The sequence below is a fragment of the Variovorax sp. H27-G14 genome (assembly GCF_046156345.1).
In the GTDB taxonomy this organism is placed as follows: Bacteria; Pseudomonadota; Gammaproteobacteria; order Burkholderiales; family Burkholderiaceae_C; genus Variovorax.
Map to the genome: position 1 here is coordinate 275,755 of NZ_JAYLVN010000003.1, position 17,848 is coordinate 293,602.

Here is a 17,848-nt window from a genome sequence, read left to right on the forward strand (position 1 = left end):
ATCTTGGCGCCCACCTTTCAGGAGAACCAATGCAACTCGTCGGCATGCTCGACTCCCCCTACGTGCGGCGCGCCGCCATTTCGCTGCGCCTGCTCGGCGTGCCGTTCGCGCACCAGTCGCTCTCGGTGTTCAGCACCTTCGCGCAGTTTCGCGAGATCAACCCGGTGGTGAAGGCGCCCACGCTGGTGTGCGACGACGGTGGGGTGCTGATGGACTCGACGCTCATCATCGACTACGCCCAAGCCTTGAGTGGGCGCAGCCTGATGCCCGCCGACCCCGTGCAGCGGCTGCGTGCGCTGCGCCTCACAGGGCTCGCGCTCGCGGCCTGCGAGAAGACGGTGCAGATCGTCTACGAGCACAACCTGCGACCGGCCGAAAAGCTGCACCAGCCGTGGGTGGACCGGGTGCGCAGCCAGCTCATGGCGGCGTATGCGGCGCTCGAAAGCGACGTGGCCGCCGCGCCGCTGGCCGCGCAGGAACACACGATGACGCAGGCCGGCGTTTCAACCGCAGTGGCCTGGTCTTTCACGCAGCTGATGCTGCCCGAGCTGGTTTCGCCCGCAGACTTTCCTGCGCTGGCCGCATACGCTGCGCAGGCGGAAAGCCTGCCCGTGTTTCTGGGCGCGCCGCAGGCCTGAACCTCGGCGCATGGCGGGGCTCGCCTGGCGGTGCCTCGCCTGAGCTTCAGGTGCCGACGATGCCGCCATCGCGACGGCGGATCGCCAGCGTCGCGGAGCGCGGGCGCACCTTGTCGGGTGGAGTGCTGGCGGGCGTGCGGGTGTCGGGCCAGGCACTGTTGTGCACGCCGTCGCCGTCGTCGCGTGCCTCGCCCGGATGCTGGATGTTCACGAACAGCGTGCGCCGGTCGGGCGTGACTACGCAGCCCGTGATCTCGCAGCCGTTCGGCCCGGTCAGAAAGCGCTTGATGCGGCCCGACGCTGGGTCGGCGCACAGCATCTGGTTGTTGCCCAGCGAGGTGTAGGGCGGCTTGCCGATGACCTGGCCGCTCAGGTCGGTCTGAATCCACAGCAGCCCGCCCCGGTCGAAATGCAGGCCGTCCGGCGCGCCGAACATGTCGGCGTCGGCGCTGGGGTAGCGCGCGCCGCTGCCGGGCTGCGACGGGTCGCCCGCGAGCGCGAAATGGTCCCAGGCAAAGCCGGTGCTCGCGGCGTCCGCGCCGTCTTCTCGCCAGCGCAGGATGCCGCCGAAGAAGTTGTTGGCGCGCGGGTTGGCCGCGTCGGGGCCGGGCTTGCCTGCGTCGCCGCGCTGGCTGTTGTTGGTGAGGGTGACGTACACCTCGCCCGACTGCGGATGCACGGCGATCCATTCGGGCCGGTCCATCTTCGTGCCGCCCACCACATCGCCGGCCAGCCGCGCGTGCACCAGCACCTCGGCCTGGTCGGCAAAGCCGCTGGCGGCGTTCAGCCCGTTGCTGCCGTGCGTCAGCGCGAGCCATTGGCCGCGCTTGTCGGCGTCGAAGCGGGCCACGTACAGCGTGCCTTCGTCGAGCAACTTGGCATTCCCCGCCGCCGGCGCAGGTTGGCCGTCGCTGCCAAGCGCCACCTTGCCGGTGCTGACGAACTTGTAGATGTATTCGAAGCGCGAGTCGTCGCCCATGTAGACCACCAGGCGGCCGTCTTTCGCGACGGTGCAGGTGGCGCTCTCTTGCCGCTTGCGGCCCAGCGCGGTGCGCTTGATGGGCGTGGCGCTGGGGTCGAAGGGGTCGATCTCGACCACCCAGCCGAAGCGGTGCGCCTCGTTCGGATGCCGGCTCAGGTCGAAGCGCTCGTCGAAGCGCCAGTACTCCACCCACTGCGTGCCCGGCACGGTGCCGTAGCGGCGCTGCGCGGGCGTCATGGCGCTGGCGGCTTCTTTCGGGCCGCCGAAGTAGCCGTGAAAGTTCTCCTCGCAGGTCAGGTAGGTGCCCCAGGGCGTGACGCCCATGGCGCAGTTGGCGAAGGTGCCGAACACCGCGTCGCCGGCCGGGTTGGCGGCGGTGCGCAGCAGCGTCGTACCCGCGGCCGGGCCGCTGATGCGCATCGGCGTGCGGCCGTGCACGCGGCGCGCGAAGGGAGAAGGGCTCACCTGCCGCCAACCCTGTGCGGTGCGCCGGATTTCGATCACCGACACGCCCATGGCATGCAGCGACTTGCGCACCTTGTCCTCTGTCCAGCCTGTGGCGCCCTTGATGCCGTCCGTGTGCAGCAGCGACTCGTCGGTGTACTCGTGGTTCATCACGAGCAGGCCGCGCTCACCGCCAGTGCCCAGCGGAAAGAAGTGCATGCCGTCGTGGTGCATGCCGGCCTGCACGGCCTGGTCGTCGGCGCTGTTGCTTGCGTCCGGCGCAAACGCCGGCATGCGGCCCGCCACGCCCGTGGGCGTGCCCCAGGGGTAGAGCAACTGCCATTCGTATTCGGGCGGAATCACCACGCCGTCGCGCAGCGAAGCGGGCACGCCGGTGAAGCCGAGCACTTCGTTGCGCATGCCGGGTGCCGCTGTCGTGCAGCCCTGGCCGAACAGCGCGACCACGGCCACGGCCGAGCCCGATTGAAGAAGAAACTGGCGGCGGTCCAATGGCATGGCGGGGAGGTTGGGCAAGTGTTGTGTAGGCGACAGCCGCCATCATCGCGCAGGGCCCCGCGGCGCGATACTGGCGCGCAAAACCGCGCCGACCGCCCCCCGGCCCCCGGGCCGCTCTGGAGACAACGAATGAACGACCGCATCGAATCCATCCGCCACCCCGACGGCGTGGTGGAACTGCAGCTTTCCCGTGCCGACAAGATGAACGCGCTCGACCCCGCGATGTTCGACGCGCTGATCGAGGTCGGCGAAGCGCTGCGCCATGACAAGGCGGTGCGCGCGGTGGTGATCTCGGGCCGTGGCAAGGCCTTCTGCGCAGGTCTGGACATGGCCTCGTTCCAGCGCATGCAGGAGGGCCCGGGCGCCGACGTGCTGGGCGAGGGCGCCGCCGGCGCCGACCTGCTGGTGCGCACGCACGGCATCGCCAACGCCGCGCAGCAGGTGGCGATGGTCTGGCGCGACGTGCCGGTGCCGGTGATTGCGGCGGTGCACGGCGTGGCTTTCGGCGGCGGCCTGCAGGTGGCATTGGGCGCGGATGTGCGCATCGTGGCGCCCGACACCAGGCTGTCGGTCATGGAGATCAAGTGGGGCCTGGTGCCCGACATGGCCGGCATGGTGCTCATGCGCGAACTGGCGCGCGACGACGTGGTGCGCGAGCTCACCTACACCGGGCGCATCTTCTCGGGCGAAGAGGCTGTGCGCATCGGCTTTGCCACGCGCGTGGCGGTCGACCCGCTGGCCGAGGCGCTGCAGATGGCGCACGAGATCGCGCAGAAGAGCCCCGACGCCATCCGCGCGGGCAAGCGGCTGCTCAACGGCTCTGCATCGCTGAGCGCGGCACAGTTGCTGCTGGCCGAGTCGGTCGAGCAGAAGGCGCTGATCGGCAGCGCCAACCAGGCCGAGGCGGTGAAGGCCAACATCGAGCGCCGCGCGCCGCGTTTCGCCGACCCCGCCTGAGGCTTTCCCGGCCGCCGGGGTGTGGCGGCAACCCGACGCCATGGGGTAACCCATGGGCCCGCGCGGGCCGGTCTTGGCGCACGCTCGCGCGCTTTCTGTCTCATTTTGTCCAACGGCGCCATACGTGCCGGCCTTCTGCCCTGCCTGCACACTTTTTGACCTTTCTTTCCCGAAAATGAGAAGAAAGTGCTTTTTCGGCGTCGTTATGTAAGAATAAAGTAGTTGTTTTGCGGGGAAGATCGATGGCGTTGACAGCAATTTGTGTGCGGAACATCACATCTTCCCCCAGATGACCACTGGGGAGCATGGCCCCTGACGCTGCACTAAACAACAATTGGATGCTTTCGTTTCGCGACGGCGCTCCTGCATGTCGATTACTACGTTTTTTTGTAACCTCAGCGTGCCCATCCTGGTGGGAGAGGATCGCTACAAGTACATCCCCATCGTCGGGGTGTTTCGCAGCATTCCGTTCGACCAGGTCGACGAGTGGGTGATGGACGCCGACGGCGCGCCGCGCAGCGACCGCGAGCTGGCGGCCGAAGTGCTTGTTGAAATCCGCAAGCCGGTCGGCGCGAGCGGGCGAACCGCGCCGCACGCTTTCGAGGTGGCGGACATTCTGCAACTCGATCGCGCCGCCGCGATCGTGGTCTCCACCTTTCTGGCCGCGCTGCCGCGCGTGTGAACAGGGCGCCGTGCGCTCTCAGTCGCACCTGAACAGCACGCCGCTGCCCGGTGTGTTGGGCGCATCCGCCGGTTCCAGGAAGCGGATCGGGTTGCCGTCCTTGCGGCAATAGGCCTCTGCCTCTTGCGTGTCGGCTGCGCGCAGGATGCCGTCGTAGAGGCGCACCACACCCGTCACCGGGGTGGCACACCCACCCAGGGCGGCCAGTGTGGCCAAGGCGAGGGGAGCAAGGGCAAGCAGCAAGCGGCGCATGAAGAGAGAGTCCGGTCGGTAAAAGACCCGGGACTTTAAGCGCTGCAGCCTTCGGCGCAGCCCTTCTTCAGGACGCGATCGCTCCTACTGCCCAATAAAACGTGGGCCGCGCCCCATTCAGCAGATGGTCGCCCACCACGCGGCCCTTGTAGATCGTCGGGTTGTGCGACGCCAGCGTGCGCGCATTGCGCCAGTGCCGGTCCAGCCGCCGGTCTTCCTGCAGGGCAGATGCGCCCCCGATGTCGAACAGCCGCGTGCCCGCCTGCAGCACCGCGTCGACGATGCCGGCCTGCGCCTTGGCCGTGTTCAGTTCCACTTCGAACAACAGGCTTTGCGGAACGATTTCGCCGCGCACGCGAAAGCGGTCGATCTCGCCCAGCCCGCGCGCCACCGCCTGCACGGTGGCGGTTGCAATGAACGCCGTGCTCGCCAGCTGCCCGATGACCTGCTGCACCAGCGGATCTTCGCGCGGGGTGCTGCCGCTGCCATGGCTGTAGACCCGCTTGCGCGGCTGCACGAAGGCCACCGCGTCGCGCACGATGGCGCGCGCAATGCCCGCCAGCGTGGCCAGGTGCGTGAGCTGGAAATGCGCGGTGAGCGGCGTGGGCTGGTCGCGCACGTAGAGCAGCACGTTCTCGGCCTTCACCCGCACCTGGCGAAAGCGCGTGGTGCCCGAGGCCGTGAGGCGCTGGCCAAAGCCGCGCCAGTCGTCCACGCGCTCCACGCCCTTTGCTTCGGCCGGCACGAGCGCAATCACGCGTTCGCTGCTGCCGTCGTCGTTCAACCGCTGGGCCGACACCGAGATCCAGTCGGCGTACAGCGTGCCGGTGCTGTAGTACTTGTCGCCGTCGAGCAGCCATGCATCGCCGTCGCGCTTGAGCGTGGTCTGCATGGTGGTGATGGCGCCGTCGCCCAGCTCTGTGGTCGCGTTGCCGAACACCACGCCCTCCGCGGCCAGGCGCATCCACGGCCCGTGCAGCGCGGGGTCGATTTCGGCGAGCAGCCGCTCGATGAAGCCGAAGTGCGCGCGCAGGATCTGCGGCAGGTTGGAGTCGGCCTCGCCAAGCTCGATGAGCAGGTCGTACAGCTGCTCGACCGACGCGCCGATGCCGCCGTGCGCCAGCGGCACGCGCAGCGCACCAAAGCGCTCGGCGTTGAGCCAGGCCACCGGTTCGTAGGCCAGTTCGCGCTCGATCTCCCGGCGTGTCGCGTGCTCGGCGATGCGTGCGAACACGCGGCGGAAGCGGTCGAAGAGTTGTTGCGAGGAGGGCGCCTGCGCGCTGGCGACGTGCGCCGCGGGGCGCGTCGTTTCTTGTGTGGATGGCATGGGGCGGGGCGGCTTGAAAGCGCGCACTGAAAGGGAGAAGACAGGCGTCCGACTGTCCCCCGCGCCCCCGCGTTTGTGAAATACGCTTTTCGCGTTTTCTTATGCCGTGTGCGAGTACCGTTCGCGGCGCGGCCCGCCCTTCAGGGCTTCACCGCTTGCCGCGCGCATCCACCGGCCAGATGCCCACCAGCGTGCCGCCCTCGACCACGTGGTACGTGTCGTGCAGGTTCACGGTCGGGTCGCAGTGCGGCGTGACGAACTCGACGCGCGCGCCCAGCGCGGGCCGGGCGCTGTGCGTGCCCTGTATCCCTTGCGTGCCTTGCGGAAGCATCAGCTTGCCGTGCTCGTCGCCGAAGAAGGCATAGCGCGTGGCCGCATCGACGCCGCGCGCCACCAGCGGCACGCCGCTGTCGGTCGAAAAGCACTTGGTGCCGCCGTCCACAGTCACCCAGTCGGGCGCGTTGGTGCTGACCACCGCGGTCTGCACGAACAGCGACACCTCGAACGCCGAAGGCTGCCCGCCACCGGCCAGCACCTGCGTGTATTCCGCGTCCATGAACACATAGGAGCCGGCCTGCAGCTCGGTGAATGCGTTTTCCTGCGTGTCGAGGTCGTGCGTGCCGGTGCCCGCACCGGTAACGATCTCGAAGTGCAGGCTCTGGCGCCGCGCCGCCGCCACGATGCCCGCCACCGTTTCACGCAGCCCCGCCGCCGCCGCGCTGCGCTGGTCGCGCGCCACGATGTGCTGCAGGTTGCCCGCGTACGACTGCAGCCCGCGCAGCCGCAGGCGCGGCTCGGCGGCCACCAGCGCGGCCAGCTCCAGCACCTTGGCCTGCGTGGCGGCGCCGGTTCGGTTGTAGCCCGCGCCGTAGTCGACCAGCACGTCCAGCGGATGCGTGAGCTCGCTCGCGGCCTGGGCCAGGTCGGCCAGGTTGCGCGGGTTGTCGACCACCACCATCACGTCGCCGGGCCGGGCGCGCTGCGCCAGCTTGATGAGCCGCGCGATCTTGCTCGGCGTGACCGCCGGCGAGGTGATCAGCACGCCCGGAATGCCGCCCTCCACCATCACCTCGGCCTCGCCCAGCGTGACGCAGCTCACGCCAATGGCGCCCGCCGCCACCTGGCGCCGCGCAATCTCCACCGACTTGTGCGTCTTCACGTGCGGGCGCAGGTTGACGCCGCGTGCCTTGGCAAAGGCGGCCATGCGTTCGATGTTGCGTGTCATCGCGGGCAGGTCGATCAGCAGCGCCGGGGTGTCCAGCAGATGGCGGCCGCCGGGAACGCCGATCAGCGGCGCGTTGACTTGCAGGTCTTGAAACATCGAGGAAAGCCTTTGGGGGGAGGGGTCTGCCTGCAGGAGCGAGGCAGATCGGAAATGTGTGTGCGGGGAAATGATCGCATCGAAATGTTCGTTCGATGCCTCGTAGTTTCCCAAACTTTGCCCGCCCGCAGCGCGGCCGTTGGGCTGCGGCGGTGGGGCCGCGCTACGGCCTCAGCGCTCGGCCGGCGGGTTGGCCTTCAACGCGGCCAGCAGCAGCCGGCCGGTGGTCTGCAGGTGCTCCGAAATCAACGTCTGCGCGGCCAGGATGTCGCGGTTGAGCACCGCGTCCAGCAGCGCCTGGTGCTCGGCGCCCACGTCGCGCGATTCCTTCGACAGCGGTGCCGACAGCTGCCGGTAGCGCTCGCTCTGCTGGTACAGCATCTGATGCATGCGCAGCAGCCAGCTGTTGGGGCAACCCGAGACCAGCGCGTTGTGGAACTCCGCATGGCTGCCGGTCCATTCGGTGCTGAGCACCGTGGGCATGGCCGCGTCGCGCTCGGCCAGGCGCGACAGCCGGTGGTGCGCCGACACCACGCTGCCTTCCCAGGCCAGGTCGCCGTGGCGAATGGCTTCGGCCAGACACAGCTTTTCGATTTCGATGCGCGCTGTCACCAGCTCTTCGAGGTCGGTCGGCGAAACAGGGCTCACGCGAAAGCCGCGCGCCGGCTCCGACACCACCAGCGCCTCGGCCTCCAGCATGGCCAGGCCTTCGCGCACCGCGCCCGCGCTCACGTCCAGTTCCTCGGCCAGCGCGGCGATGTTGAGCTTGGAACCCGGCAACAGCCGGCCGCCCACGATGGCCGTGCGCAGCTCTGTGAACACCTGGCGCGTCTGGCTCATGCCCTTGGTTTTTTCATTCATTGCACTCCCGTCTCACCGCGAAAAACGGTCGATGTTACTTGTTAACCCTAATGATGGATAAACCTACGAACAATAGACTAACGACAAAAGAATATATTATTTATTGCAACGTGGACAGCCGAACGGAGACACCGACATGGCAGAGACCCAGCTTCCTCGCGACCTTCCTCACCCGCTTCGAACGCAGAAGAGCCCCCATCGCGCGGCCGTGCAGAGCATCCATTCGCTCGATGCCTTCGTCTTCACCGTGCCAGACCTCGACGAGGCCGCGCGCTTCTACGAGGCCTTCGGGCTGGAACCGAAGCGCGAGGGCGACCGGCTCGACCTGTACACCGTGGGCCATCCCCATGCCTGGGGCTCGCTCTACCAGGCGCCGGCGGGCGGCGTGAAGCAGTTGCAGTACCTGCGCTTTGCCTGCTTCGCGGAAGACTTCGACGCCATTGCCGCGCGCATCGTGCGCCTGGGCGTGCCGCGTTGCGCGCCGCATCCGCTGGCGCACGAGAGCGACAACGACAGCAGCAAAGGCCACAGCCTGTGGGTCGTGCACCCCGACGGCTTTCCGGTGCAGATCGTGGTGGCCGCCAAGAGCGCGCCGGACGCGGGCAGCGCGCCCGTGGTGGCGCCGCGCCCGCCCGTGGGCATGGGCGCCTCGCCGAACCGCGCGCGCATTCCGAAGGTGCACCCGCGCCGGCTGTCGCACATCCTGCTGTTCAGTGCCAAGGTGCCCGAGGCGGTGCGCTTCTTCGAAGACGCTTTGGGCCTGCGCGTGACCGACCGTTCGGGCGACCTCATCGTGTTCATGCACGGCGTGCACGGCAGCGACCACCACCTGGTCGCCATGGCGCGCTCGAACGGCCCGGGCCTGCACCACCTGAGCTGGGACGTGGCCAACCTGGACGAGGTCGGCCGCGGCATGGAGCAGATGTACGCCGCGGGCCATGTGCGCGGCTGGGGCGTGGGGCGGCACGTGCTGGGCTCCAACTACTTCAACTATGTGCGCGACCCGTGGGGCAGCTACTCGGAGTACTCCTGCGACATGGACTTCGTGCCCGGCGACTTCGACTGGCCCAGCGCCGACCACCCGCCCGAAGACTCCTTCTACGCCTGGGGCCCCAAGGTGCCGGAGGACTTCGTCACCAACTTCGAAGTCCAGGCCGAAGTCCAGGCCGAAATCCCGGCCCAGGCCCAAGCCCAAGCTCAGACGCCAGCCAAGGGCTGACACCGCTTTTTCTTTCTCTTCCTCACGCAACCGCATCACAAGGAACTCCCCATGCGTCTCCTCGCCTTTCAACACCACGGCAAGCCCGCCCTCGGCCTGCGCCTCGACCAGGAAGTGGTCAACCTCACGGCCGAAGGCCTGCCCGCCACGCTCGACGAACTGCTGCGCGGCGGCCCCGAGGCCATGGCCGCCGCAAAGAAGGCCGGCGACAGCGCGCGCACGCGCCTGCCGCTGTCCGGCATCGAGTGGCTGGCACCCGTGCAGTCGCCCTCCAAGGCCATTGCGGTGGGCCTCAACTACATCGACCATGCGGCCGAAAGCAAGTTCGACCCGCCCACCTACCCGGTGCTGTTCCATCGCTTTCCGTCGTCGTGGGTCGGCCACAACCAGCCGATCGTGCGCCCGCATGTGTCCACGCAGTTCGACTACGAAGGCGAGCTGCTGGTGGTCATCGGCACGGCCGGGCGCTACATCAGGAAGGGCGACGCGCTGAACCATGTGGCGGGCTACTCGGTGTTCAACGACGGCTCCATTCGCGACTACCAGTTCAAGTCCGCGCAATGGATGATGGGCAAGAACTTCGACCGCTCGGGCTCTTTCGGCCCCGAGTTCGTCACCGCCGACGAACTGCCCCCGGGCGCCACCGGCCTGAAGCTGCAGACGCGCCTGAACGGCACCGTGCTGCAGGACGCCAACACGCGCGACATGATCTTCGACGTGGCCACGCTGGTGTCGGTGTGCTCGGAGCCTTTTGCGCTGCAGCCGGGCGACCTCATCATCGCGGGCACCCCCTCGGGCGTGGGCCTGGCGCGCAAGCCGCCGCTGTTCATGAAGGCCGGTGATGTGTGCGAAGTGGAGATCGAAGGCGTGGGCCTGCTCTCGAACCCGGTGGTCGACGGGGACTGAACGGCGCCACGCGCACCACGCGCACTGCGTTCCATCAAACAACAATTTCGGAGACAAAAAATGAGCATCGATCGCCGTTCCTTCGTCACGATTGCTGCAGCCGTCGGTGCCCTGGGCACCGGCACGCTGTTCAGCCGCTCCGCATTCGCGCAGCAGCCCGCGGGCAAGCCCATTCGCGTGGGCGGCACGCTGGCGCTCACAGGGCCGCTGTCGGCCACGGGCCTGGTGCACAAGCTCACGGGCGAGATCTATGTGGAGCAGCTCAACCAGCGCGGTGGCCTGCTGGGCCGGCCGGTGGAGTGGGTGCTGAAAGACGACCAGTCCAAGCCCGACCTTGCGCGCACGCTGTACGAGCAACTGGTCACGGCCGACAAGGTCGACCTGCTCATCGGCCCGTATGCCACGGGCAACATTTTGTCTGCCATGGGCGTGGCCCAGCGCTACAACAAGACGCTGGTGCACCACACCTTCGGCATTCCGAGCCTGGCCAAGTACGAGCAGCAGTTTCCGGCGTGGTCGCTCGGCCCCGACCCCGAGAAGACCATGCCCGCCATGGTGCTCGACGCGCTGGCCACGTCGCCCAAGCCACCCAAGACCATTGCCGTCGTCACCAGCAAGTTTCCGTCGGTGCACTTCGTGGCGCTGGGCGCGCGCGAGGTGGCCAAACAGCGGGGCCTGAAGGAAGTGCTGTTCCTCGAATGGGACTTCGGCAACCGCGACTTCGGCCCCATTGCGGGCCGCCTGAAAGAGGCCAACCCCGACTTCATCTGGAACGGTGCCATCGGCCTCGAAGGCAACCAGCTGTTGGACGCGATGAAGAAGATCGACTACGCGCCGCTGCACCACTTCTATCACGTGCCCGCGCCCGCGCCGATGCTCAAGGCGCCCGAGGCCAACGGTGCGCTGGCCACCACCATCTTCGAGGACCACCCGCCGTTCACCGACAACGCCACGGCCGCCGAGTTTGTGAAGGTCTACCGCGAGCGCGCGGCCAAGGCCGGCTTGCCCGACACCGCGGTGGAGACGCAGGCCGCGGCTTCTTATTCGGCCTGGCAGATCATGGAAGCCGCCGTGGTCGCCACCAAGGGGCTCGACGACAAGGCCATGGCCACGTGGCTGCGCGCCAACAAGGTCGACACCATCCAGGGCAAGCTGCGCTTCAACGAGCGCGGCAACTTCGGTGACGACCTGGGCAAGGTCAAGCAGGTGCAGAACGGCAAGTGGGTGGTGGTGTGGCCCAGGGAGTGGGCCGCCCCCGGCGCCAGGCTGCAAACGCGCGGAGTGGCCAGCTGATGAGCTTTCCCAGTGCCACGCTGCTGGCCCAGTCCATTCTGGCGGGCCTGTTCACCGGGGCGCTCTACGGCCTGCTGGGGCTCGGCCTCAGCCTGTCGTGGGGAATGCTGCGGCAGATCAACCTTGCGCATTTCGCGCTCGCCTTCCTGGGCGCCTACCTCACCTACGAACTGTCGAGCCACCACGGTGTCGACCCGCTGCTTACGCTGCTGGTCATCGTGCCGCTGTTCTTCGTGCTGGGGGCGGCGCTGCACTGGGTGCTCACGCGTTTTCGGGTGAGCCCGTTCAACTCGCTGCTGGTCACCTTCGGCATCACCGTGATCATCGAGGCGCTGCTGCAGTGGACCTGGACGGCCGACTACCGCAAGCTGGAGTCGAGCTACGCGCAGCACAAGCTGCAGATCGGCACGCTGTACCTGCCGGTGCCCGAGCTCATCACGCTGGGGCTGGGCGTGGGCATTTCGCTGGCCGTGTGGCTCGCGCTGCGCAGCACCGACCTGGGCAAGGCGATGCGCGCCGCGGCGCAGGATGCGCCCATTGCCGCGGCCTTCGGCGTGAACCAGAACGCGTTGGGGCTGATGCTCTCTGGCGTCAACGCGGCGCTGGCCGGCGTGGCGGGCGTGTGCATTGCGCTGGCCTACACGCTGTCTCCCTCGCAGATCTACGCGTGGATCGGCGTGGTGTTCGCGGCCGTGATGCTGGGTGGGCTGGGCCGCCCGCTGGGCCCGCTCATCGCGGGCTGCATCATCGGCGTGACCGAGGCCGTGACCATGACCGTCACCGCGCCTTCGTGGGCACCGCTGGTGTCTTTCTCGCTGCTGATGCTGGTGCTGCTAGTGCGCCCAGGGAGGGTGGCATGAAGCGTTCGTTCTTGCTCATTCTGGCGGCCGGCGCGGGCCTGGCCGTGGTGCCGTGGTTGGGCCTGCCGGCGTTCTACGAATCCATTCTGTACCTGGTGCTGCACTGGGTGGCGCTGGCCACCTCGTGGAACCTGCTGTCGGGGTACTCGGGGTATTTCTCGTTCGGGCACGGTGCGTTCTTCGGCATCGGCATGTACACCACGGCCACGCTGGCAACGCGCTTCGATGTTCCGTTTCTGTGGACGCTGCCGGCCGCCGCCGTGGTGGCCGCGGCGGTCGGCATGCTGCTGGGCGCGGTGGCGTTTCGGGTGCAGGCGGTGCGCGCGGAGCTGTTCTCGCTGCTCACGCTGGCGGCCACCTTCGTGGTGGCGACCATCATCCTCAACACGCCCATCGACGGCGGGCCGGGCGTGTACATGAGCGCGGTGGCGGTGCCGCAGATCGGGCCTTCGGCCTCGGGCACCTTCTACCTGCTGGCGCTGGGCGTGGCGGTGCTCACGGTACTGGCCTCGCTGGCCGTGTACCACTCGCGCTTCGGCACGGGGCTGTTCGCCATCCATGACGACGAGGACGTGGCCGAGGTAATGGGCGTGCCCACCTACCGCTACAAGCTCGGCGCCTTCGCGCTCTCGTGCGGGCTGGCGGGCGTGGTGGGCGGGGTGCATGCGCTCTTCATCTCGTACGTGACCACGGGCGACACCTTCACCATTGCGATGCCGCTCACCGTGGTGCTGATGGCGGTGCTGGGCGGCACGCGGCACTGGGCGGGGCCGATCGTCGGGGCGATCGCCATCACGCTGCTGCTGTATGCCTTCACAGGCGGCGACAGCGCGATCATCGGCAAGGGCATGACGGGGCTGGTGCTGATCGTGGTGATCCTGTTCATGCCTGAAGGGCTGCTGGGGCAGGCGCTGAAGTGGTGGAGCGCGCGGCGGGGGGCGCCCGCAGCGGCCACTGCGCCTGCAGCTCCGACTGCATCTGCGCACCTGGCCACTGCTGCCGAAGCCCGCAAGCCCGCCGCCATCACAGGCGAAGTGCTGCTGCGTGCGCAAGGCGTGCGCAAGTCCTTCAAGGGCGTGCATGCGCTGCGCGGCGTGAGCCTGGAAGTGCGGCGTGGCGAAATCCTCGGGCTGCTCGGCCCCAACGGCTCGGGCAAGTCGACCTTCATCAACGTGGCTAGCGGGCACTACGCGGTGACCGCGGGGCTGATCGAGTTCGAGGGCCGCCGCATCTCGGGCATTCCGGCGCACCGCATTGCGCAGGGCGGTATTGCGCGCACGTACCAGATCCCGCGGCCCTTCGCGCACCTCACGGTGCTGGAGAACGTGGCGCTGCCCGCCATGTTCGGCGCCGCCGCGCTCGACCGCCAGACCGCCGAGGCGCAGGCCTGGCAGTGGCTGGCCTTCACGGGCCTCACGGAGCGCGCGCATGCCTTGCCGGCCGACCTGAACCTGCACCAGCGCAAGTTTCTGGAGTTTGCGCGCGCGTTGGCGTCGCGCCCGCAGGTGCTGATGCTCGACGAGGTGCTGTCGGGCCTCACGCCGTCGGAAATCGACGAGGCCGTGGCGCTGATTCGCCGCATTCGCGACCAGGGCGCCACCATCGTCTTCGTCGAGCATGTGATGCGCGCGGTGATGGCGCTGTGCGACCGCATCGTGGTGTTCAACCGCGGCGAGGTGCTGGCCGAAGGCGCACCGCACGACGTGATGCAGCGGCCCGAGGTGGTGTCGGCCTACCTGGGGCAGGCGATGGAACCGCAAGCGCCTGCCGCGCCCGCGCACACGTCGCTCGTGCCGGGTGTCCCTGGCATTGAAAAGGAGCTGACCCATGCTTGAACTCGAAGCCATTCGCGTCGCCTACGGGCAGGCGACCGCCCTGTGGGATGTGTCGCTCTCCATCGGCATGGGCGAGCTGCTGTGCATCGTCGGGCCGAACAGCGCGGGCAAGAGCACGCTCATCAATGCGGTGGCGGGGCTGCACCGCATCAGCGCGGGGCGCATGCGCTTCGAGGGGCAAGACATCTCGCGTCTTGCACCGCACCGCTTCTGCGCGCAGGGCATTGCGCTGGTGCCCGAGGGGCGCAGGCTGTTCACCGAGATGACGGTGCGCGAGAACCTGGAGCTGGGCAGCTACCTGCGCGCGGCCCGCGTCGAACGCGCGCGCTCGATGGACTACGTCTGCACGCTGTTCCCCGCGCTGGAGGAAAAGCTGGCGCAGCCGGCCGGCTCACTGTCGGGCGGGCAGCAGCAGATGGTGGCCATTGGCCGCGCGCTCATGGCGCGCCCCAAGCTGCTGCTGCTCGACGAGCCTTCGCTGGGCCTGGCGCCGAGCATCGTGCTCGACATGTTCACCGCCATCCGCCGCATCCATGCCGAAGGCATTGCGGTGCTGCTGGTGGAGCAGAACGTGGGCATGGCGCTGGACGTGGCCGAGCGCGCGGCGGTGCTGGAAGAAGGGCGCATCGTGGCGCTGGGCCGGCCGGAGGAGCTGATGGCGCGGCCAGAACTGCGGCGCGCCTATCTGGGGCTGGAGGACGAAGGTGGCGGGGAGGGCAGCAGTGCTACGTCAGGTGCGACGGCTCGGGCTGCTCAAGGCGCCGTGGCCGCCGCAGCGCCAGCCACCACAGCAGCGCCGCATTGACCGCCCAACTGCCCGCCAGCATCAGCAGGGCGGTGGTCGCAACGCCCGGCGAGAGGCCCAGCGTGAGCAGGCTGAGCGACCAGGGCAGCCCGCCCGCAATGGCGAACAGCATGCCGGCCTCGCTGTCGGGCACAACTGCACTGCCCAGGATGCACAGCACGCCGACGATCGTGTAGATCAGCGCGGCGGTGCGCCACCCGGAGCGCAACCCAGGGCGGGATCCTGAAGGTTTTTGCAATTGTGAATTTGCACCGGGCATGCACAGAGCATCGCCGATCCAACCCCGCCCCGTGAAGGCCTGTTACGCGCTGCAGCGTAGTGTTTTGGCGACGCTGTCATCCACGTTTTGCCAACTTGTGCACGAAGGGCGCAACGGGCGCTGTCGGCAGTGCCTTTTCAACGCCCAGCGCCAGTGCGAGCAAGGCGGTGTCCGTGCCTTCCGCGCCCGTCAACTCCAGCCCGGCCGGCAAGCCGTTCGATGTGAGGCCCATCGGCAAGCTCACGGCCGGCAGCCCCGCCATGCCGGCCGGGCCGGTGTTGCGGATGTAGGCGGAAAAAGCGGAAACGGGCCGCCCGCACAGCGTGACCTGCACGTCTTCGCCCAGGCGCGCGGCGGTCAGCGGGCTGGTCGGAAAGACGAGCGCAGCGAGCCCGTGGCGCGCAAAGCAATCTCGGTACGCCGCCTGCATGCGCGGGCGCAGCGTGTGCAGCGCGTGGGTGTAGGCCTCGGGCGTGATGGCGGTGTCGCCGAACAGGCGCTCGAACAGCGGACGCACGTCGGGGCTGACCACGGCGTCGGTGAGCGCGCGGGCATCGAAAGGGCGCCCGTGGCGCGCGAAGTAGGCGGCAAGCGCGGGCAGGATCTCGTGCAGCGAGATCGACATCGACCCCTCCTGGAACAGCGCGCCGGCTTCGGCCAGGTCGCAAGGCACCAGCACGGCACCCGCCGCGCGCAGCCGTTCGACGCTGGCGCGCGTCAGCTCGGCTACGGGCGGATCGACTTCTTCCCAGAAATAGGCTTCGGGCACGCCCAGCCGCACACCCGCCAGCGGCGTGGGGCTGAGGCGCAACGGTCCGCCGGCCACGGCGTGGTCGACCAGCACGCAGTCGTCCACGCAGCGGGCCATCACACCCGCGGTGTCGAAGGTCGGCGAGATGGGCACCAGCCCGTCGTGCGGCCAGCGCTGCACCGTGGGCCTGAAGCCCACCAGCGCGCACAGCGCGGCCGGCACGCGCACCGAGCCGCCCGTGTCGGTGCCGATGGCCACCGGCCCGGCGCGCAGGCCCAGCAGCGCCGCATTGCCGCCGCTGGAGCCGCCCGTGATGCGCGCGGCATCGAACGGGTTGCGCGACGGGCCGAAGCCGTGGTTGTGGCCCGTGACGCCCTGCGACCACTCGTGCAGGTTGGTCTTGCCGAGCACCAGCGCGCCCGCGTCCAGCAGGCGCTGCGTCACGCCGGCATGCATGCGCGGCATGTGGTCGGCCATCCAGGGGCTGCCGGCGGTGGTCGGCATGCCGGCGACATCGATGTTGTCCTTGAAGGCCAGGGGCACGCCATACAGAGGGAGCTTGCCGGCCGCCGCCTTGGGCCCGGCGTCGAGCGCGGCGGCCGCTGAAAGGAGCGGTGCGGGGTCCAGGTGGCGCAGGGCGCCGAAGGGCGCGATGGCCTCGGCCCGCGCCAGCAGCGCCTGCGCGTAGTCCGTCGCGCGCAGTTCGCCCACGGCCATCTGCTCGGCGGCGTCTCTGGCGGAAAGATCGGTCAGCGCATGCATTCGGTTCATGAAGGGGCTCGAGGAGGTTCGAAATTGGGGCAGAAGCTGCACTCGGGTGCATGTTTCGGGCCAATTCGCGCGTTGCAACTGTGAAATGACGCCAAAAAGACATGGCATGGATACTGCTTAAAGAGTTTTTTGTATTCAAGAGGCTTTCAACATGTCTTTCAAGTCCTTGCGTCTTTTGGCCTCCGTCGCCGCGTCGATGGCCCTTCTGTCGGCGCTGCCGGCCTCCGCTGCCGAAAAGGTGTCCTTGCGGCTGAAGTGGCTGGCGCAGGCGCAGTTCGCCGGCTTCTACGTGGCCAAGGCCAAGGGCTTCTACGACCAGGCCGGCCTCGACCTCACCATCAACCCCGGCGGCCCCAACCTGAACGTCGAAACGCTCGTGGCTTCCGGCAACGACACCTTCGGCCTGGCCGGCGGCACCGAGACCGTGCTGCTCGCCCGCGAAAAAGGCCTGCCGCTGGTGTGCATCGGCGTGACGGTGCAGAAGACGCCGTTCACCTATGTCGCCTACAAGGACTCCGGCATCACCAAGGTGCAGGACTTCGCGGGCAAGAAGGTCGCCACCTGGTTCACCGGCACGCAGTACACGCTGTACTCCATGCTGGCCTCCGCCGGCGTGAAGCAGACCGACCTGACCATCGTTCCGCAGTCGGGCTCCATGGCGCCCTTCGTGGAGAAGCAGTTCGACGTGGCCGCCGCCACCTACTACAACGAGCTCAACACGCTCAAAGAGCAGGGCCTGGGCGACAAGCTGGTGCTCATCAAGCCCGACGACTACGGCGTGGTGGTGCAGCAAGACACGGTGCTCGTGTCCGAGAAGTACCGCAACGAGAAGCCGCAGCAGGTGCAGGCCTTCATGAACGCCACCATCAAGGGCTGGAAGTACGCGCTGCAGAACAAGAAGGAGGCCATCGACATCGTCATGGCCGCCTCGCCCAGCCTGAACCGCCCGCACCAGGAAGCCATGCTCGAAGAGTTCGAAAAGCTCGTGAAGGCCGGCAAGGGCGGCACCGACGGCATTCTGGCCATCGACCTGCCCACGGTCGAGAAGATGCAGACCCAGCTGGTGGGCTACAAGGCGCTGAAGGCACCGGCCGACCTGTCGAAGGCCTACGACGCGAGCTTCTGGACGCAGGTGCCCGCCGCCGACAAGAAGTTCTGAGCCGCATCAC

The 17,848-nt window shown here is 68.2% G+C and carries 17 protein-coding genes; 10 read left to right on the forward strand and 7 right to left on the reverse strand.

Translation table 11 applies throughout. The features are described 5' to 3' along the window. Positions 1-29 precede the first annotated feature (29 nt). Entirely contained in the window at positions 30-638 is a 609-nt protein-coding gene (locus VLK31_RS10280; protein ID WP_409168293.1) for a glutathione S-transferase family protein, read from the forward strand. A gap of 46 nt (positions 639-684) precedes the next feature. Here the strand turns inward: VLK31_RS10280 and VLK31_RS10285 are convergent, their stop codons facing one another. Next, a complete protein-coding gene (locus VLK31_RS10285) occupies positions 685-2,580 on the reverse strand; it encodes a PhoX family protein (protein ID WP_409168294.1) in 1,896 nt (631 codons plus the stop codon). A gap of 129 nt (positions 2,581-2,709) precedes the next feature. Here VLK31_RS10285 and VLK31_RS10290 point away from each other — a divergent pair, with 129 nt between their 5' ends. Together VLK31_RS10290 and VLK31_RS10295 are read left to right on the forward strand one after the other, a co-directional pair. After that, complete coding sequence (locus VLK31_RS10290) at positions 2,710-3,537, forward strand: crotonase/enoyl-CoA hydratase family protein (protein WP_409168295.1); 828 nt, start codon at positions 2,710-2,712, stop codon at positions 3,535-3,537. A gap of 367 nt (positions 3,538-3,904) precedes the next feature. Further along, positions 3,905-4,219, forward strand: coding sequence for a hypothetical protein (locus VLK31_RS10295; RefSeq protein ID WP_409168296.1), 315 nt, complete (start codon positions 3,905-3,907; stop codon positions 4,217-4,219). A gap of 18 nt (positions 4,220-4,237) precedes the next feature. On the opposite strand, the gene VLK31_RS10300 is transcribed toward VLK31_RS10295, so the two are convergent. The 4 genes from VLK31_RS10300 to VLK31_RS10315 all read right to left on the reverse strand — a co-directional run bounded on the left by VLK31_RS10300 (position 4,238) and on the right by VLK31_RS10315 (position 7,980). Beyond that, positions 4,238-4,435 (reverse strand): hypothetical protein, encoded by a 198-nt coding sequence (locus tag VLK31_RS10300; RefSeq protein ID WP_409168297.1) that lies wholly within the window; start codon positions 4,433-4,435, stop codon positions 4,238-4,240. A 103-nt stretch (positions 4,436-4,538) separates the two neighbouring features. Further along, entirely contained in the window at positions 4,539-5,798 is a 1,260-nt protein-coding gene (locus VLK31_RS10305) for an acyl-CoA dehydrogenase family protein (RefSeq protein ID WP_409168298.1), read from the reverse strand. Between the two features lie 148 nt (positions 5,799-5,946). After that, the gene (locus VLK31_RS10310; protein ID WP_409168299.1) at positions 5,947-7,119 is read right to left on the reverse strand and encodes a DSD1 family PLP-dependent enzyme; all 1,173 of its coding nucleotides are present in this window, start codon (positions 7,117-7,119) and stop codon (positions 5,947-5,949) included. Between the two features lie 171 nt (positions 7,120-7,290). Then, positions 7,291-7,980 (reverse strand): GntR family transcriptional regulator, encoded by a 690-nt coding sequence (locus VLK31_RS10315; RefSeq protein ID WP_409168300.1) that lies wholly within the window; start codon positions 7,978-7,980, stop codon positions 7,291-7,293. A 136-nt stretch (positions 7,981-8,116) separates the two neighbouring features. Here VLK31_RS10315 and VLK31_RS10320 point away from each other — a divergent pair, with 136 nt between their 5' ends. From VLK31_RS10320 to VLK31_RS10345, 6 genes are read left to right on the forward strand one after another with little or no spacing between them, the layout of a single operon-like run. Next, positions 8,117-9,199, forward strand: a complete 1,083-nt coding sequence (locus VLK31_RS10320; protein ID WP_409168301.1) for a VOC family protein — start codon at positions 8,117-8,119, stop codon at positions 9,197-9,199. Positions 9,200-9,250: 51 nt separating this feature from the next. Next, on the forward strand, positions 9,251-10,105 hold the full coding sequence (locus VLK31_RS10325; protein ID WP_409168302.1) for a fumarylacetoacetate hydrolase family protein: 855 nt from the start codon (positions 9,251-9,253) through the stop codon (positions 10,103-10,105). Positions 10,106-10,165: 60 nt separating this feature from the next. Further along, positions 10,166-11,398 carry an amino acid ABC transporter substrate-binding protein gene (locus VLK31_RS10330; RefSeq protein WP_409168303.1) on the forward strand — a complete coding sequence of 411 codons (1,233 nt, stop codon included), beginning with the start codon at positions 10,166-10,168 and terminating at the stop codon, positions 11,396-11,398. Then, a complete protein-coding gene (locus VLK31_RS10335) occupies positions 11,398-12,258 on the forward strand; it encodes a branched-chain amino acid ABC transporter permease (RefSeq protein WP_409168304.1) in 861 nt (286 codons plus the stop codon). The genes VLK31_RS10330 and VLK31_RS10335 overlap by 1 nt, the downstream gene beginning before the upstream one ends. Continuing rightward, positions 12,255-14,093 (forward strand): ABC transporter permease subunit, encoded by a 1,839-nt coding sequence (locus VLK31_RS10340; RefSeq protein WP_409168305.1) that lies wholly within the window; start codon positions 12,255-12,257, stop codon positions 14,091-14,093. The genes VLK31_RS10335 and VLK31_RS10340 overlap by 4 nt, the downstream gene beginning before the upstream one ends. Beyond that, the gene (locus VLK31_RS10345; RefSeq protein WP_409168306.1) at positions 14,086-14,898 is read left to right on the forward strand and encodes an ABC transporter ATP-binding protein; all 813 of its coding nucleotides are present in this window, start codon (positions 14,086-14,088) and stop codon (positions 14,896-14,898) included. The genes VLK31_RS10340 and VLK31_RS10345 overlap by 8 nt, the downstream gene beginning before the upstream one ends. Here VLK31_RS10345 and VLK31_RS10350 read toward each other — a convergent pair. Next, positions 14,819-15,106 carry a hypothetical protein gene (locus VLK31_RS10350; protein WP_409168307.1) on the reverse strand — a complete coding sequence of 96 codons (288 nt, stop codon included), beginning with the start codon at positions 15,104-15,106 and terminating at the stop codon, positions 14,819-14,821. The two genes, VLK31_RS10345 and VLK31_RS10350, sit on opposite strands and share 80 nt — an antisense overlap. 127 nt (positions 15,107-15,233) lie before the next feature. Further along, complete coding sequence (locus VLK31_RS10355) at positions 15,234-16,679, reverse strand: amidase family protein (RefSeq protein WP_409168308.1); 1,446 nt, start codon at positions 16,677-16,679, stop codon at positions 15,234-15,236. Between the two features lie 151 nt (positions 16,680-16,830). Between VLK31_RS10355 and VLK31_RS10360 the strand changes: the two genes are divergently transcribed. Then, positions 16,831-17,838 (forward strand): ABC transporter substrate-binding protein, encoded by a 1,008-nt coding sequence (locus VLK31_RS10360; protein WP_409168309.1) that lies wholly within the window; start codon positions 16,831-16,833, stop codon positions 17,836-17,838. The last annotated feature ends 10 nt before the right edge of the window (positions 17,839-17,848 follow it).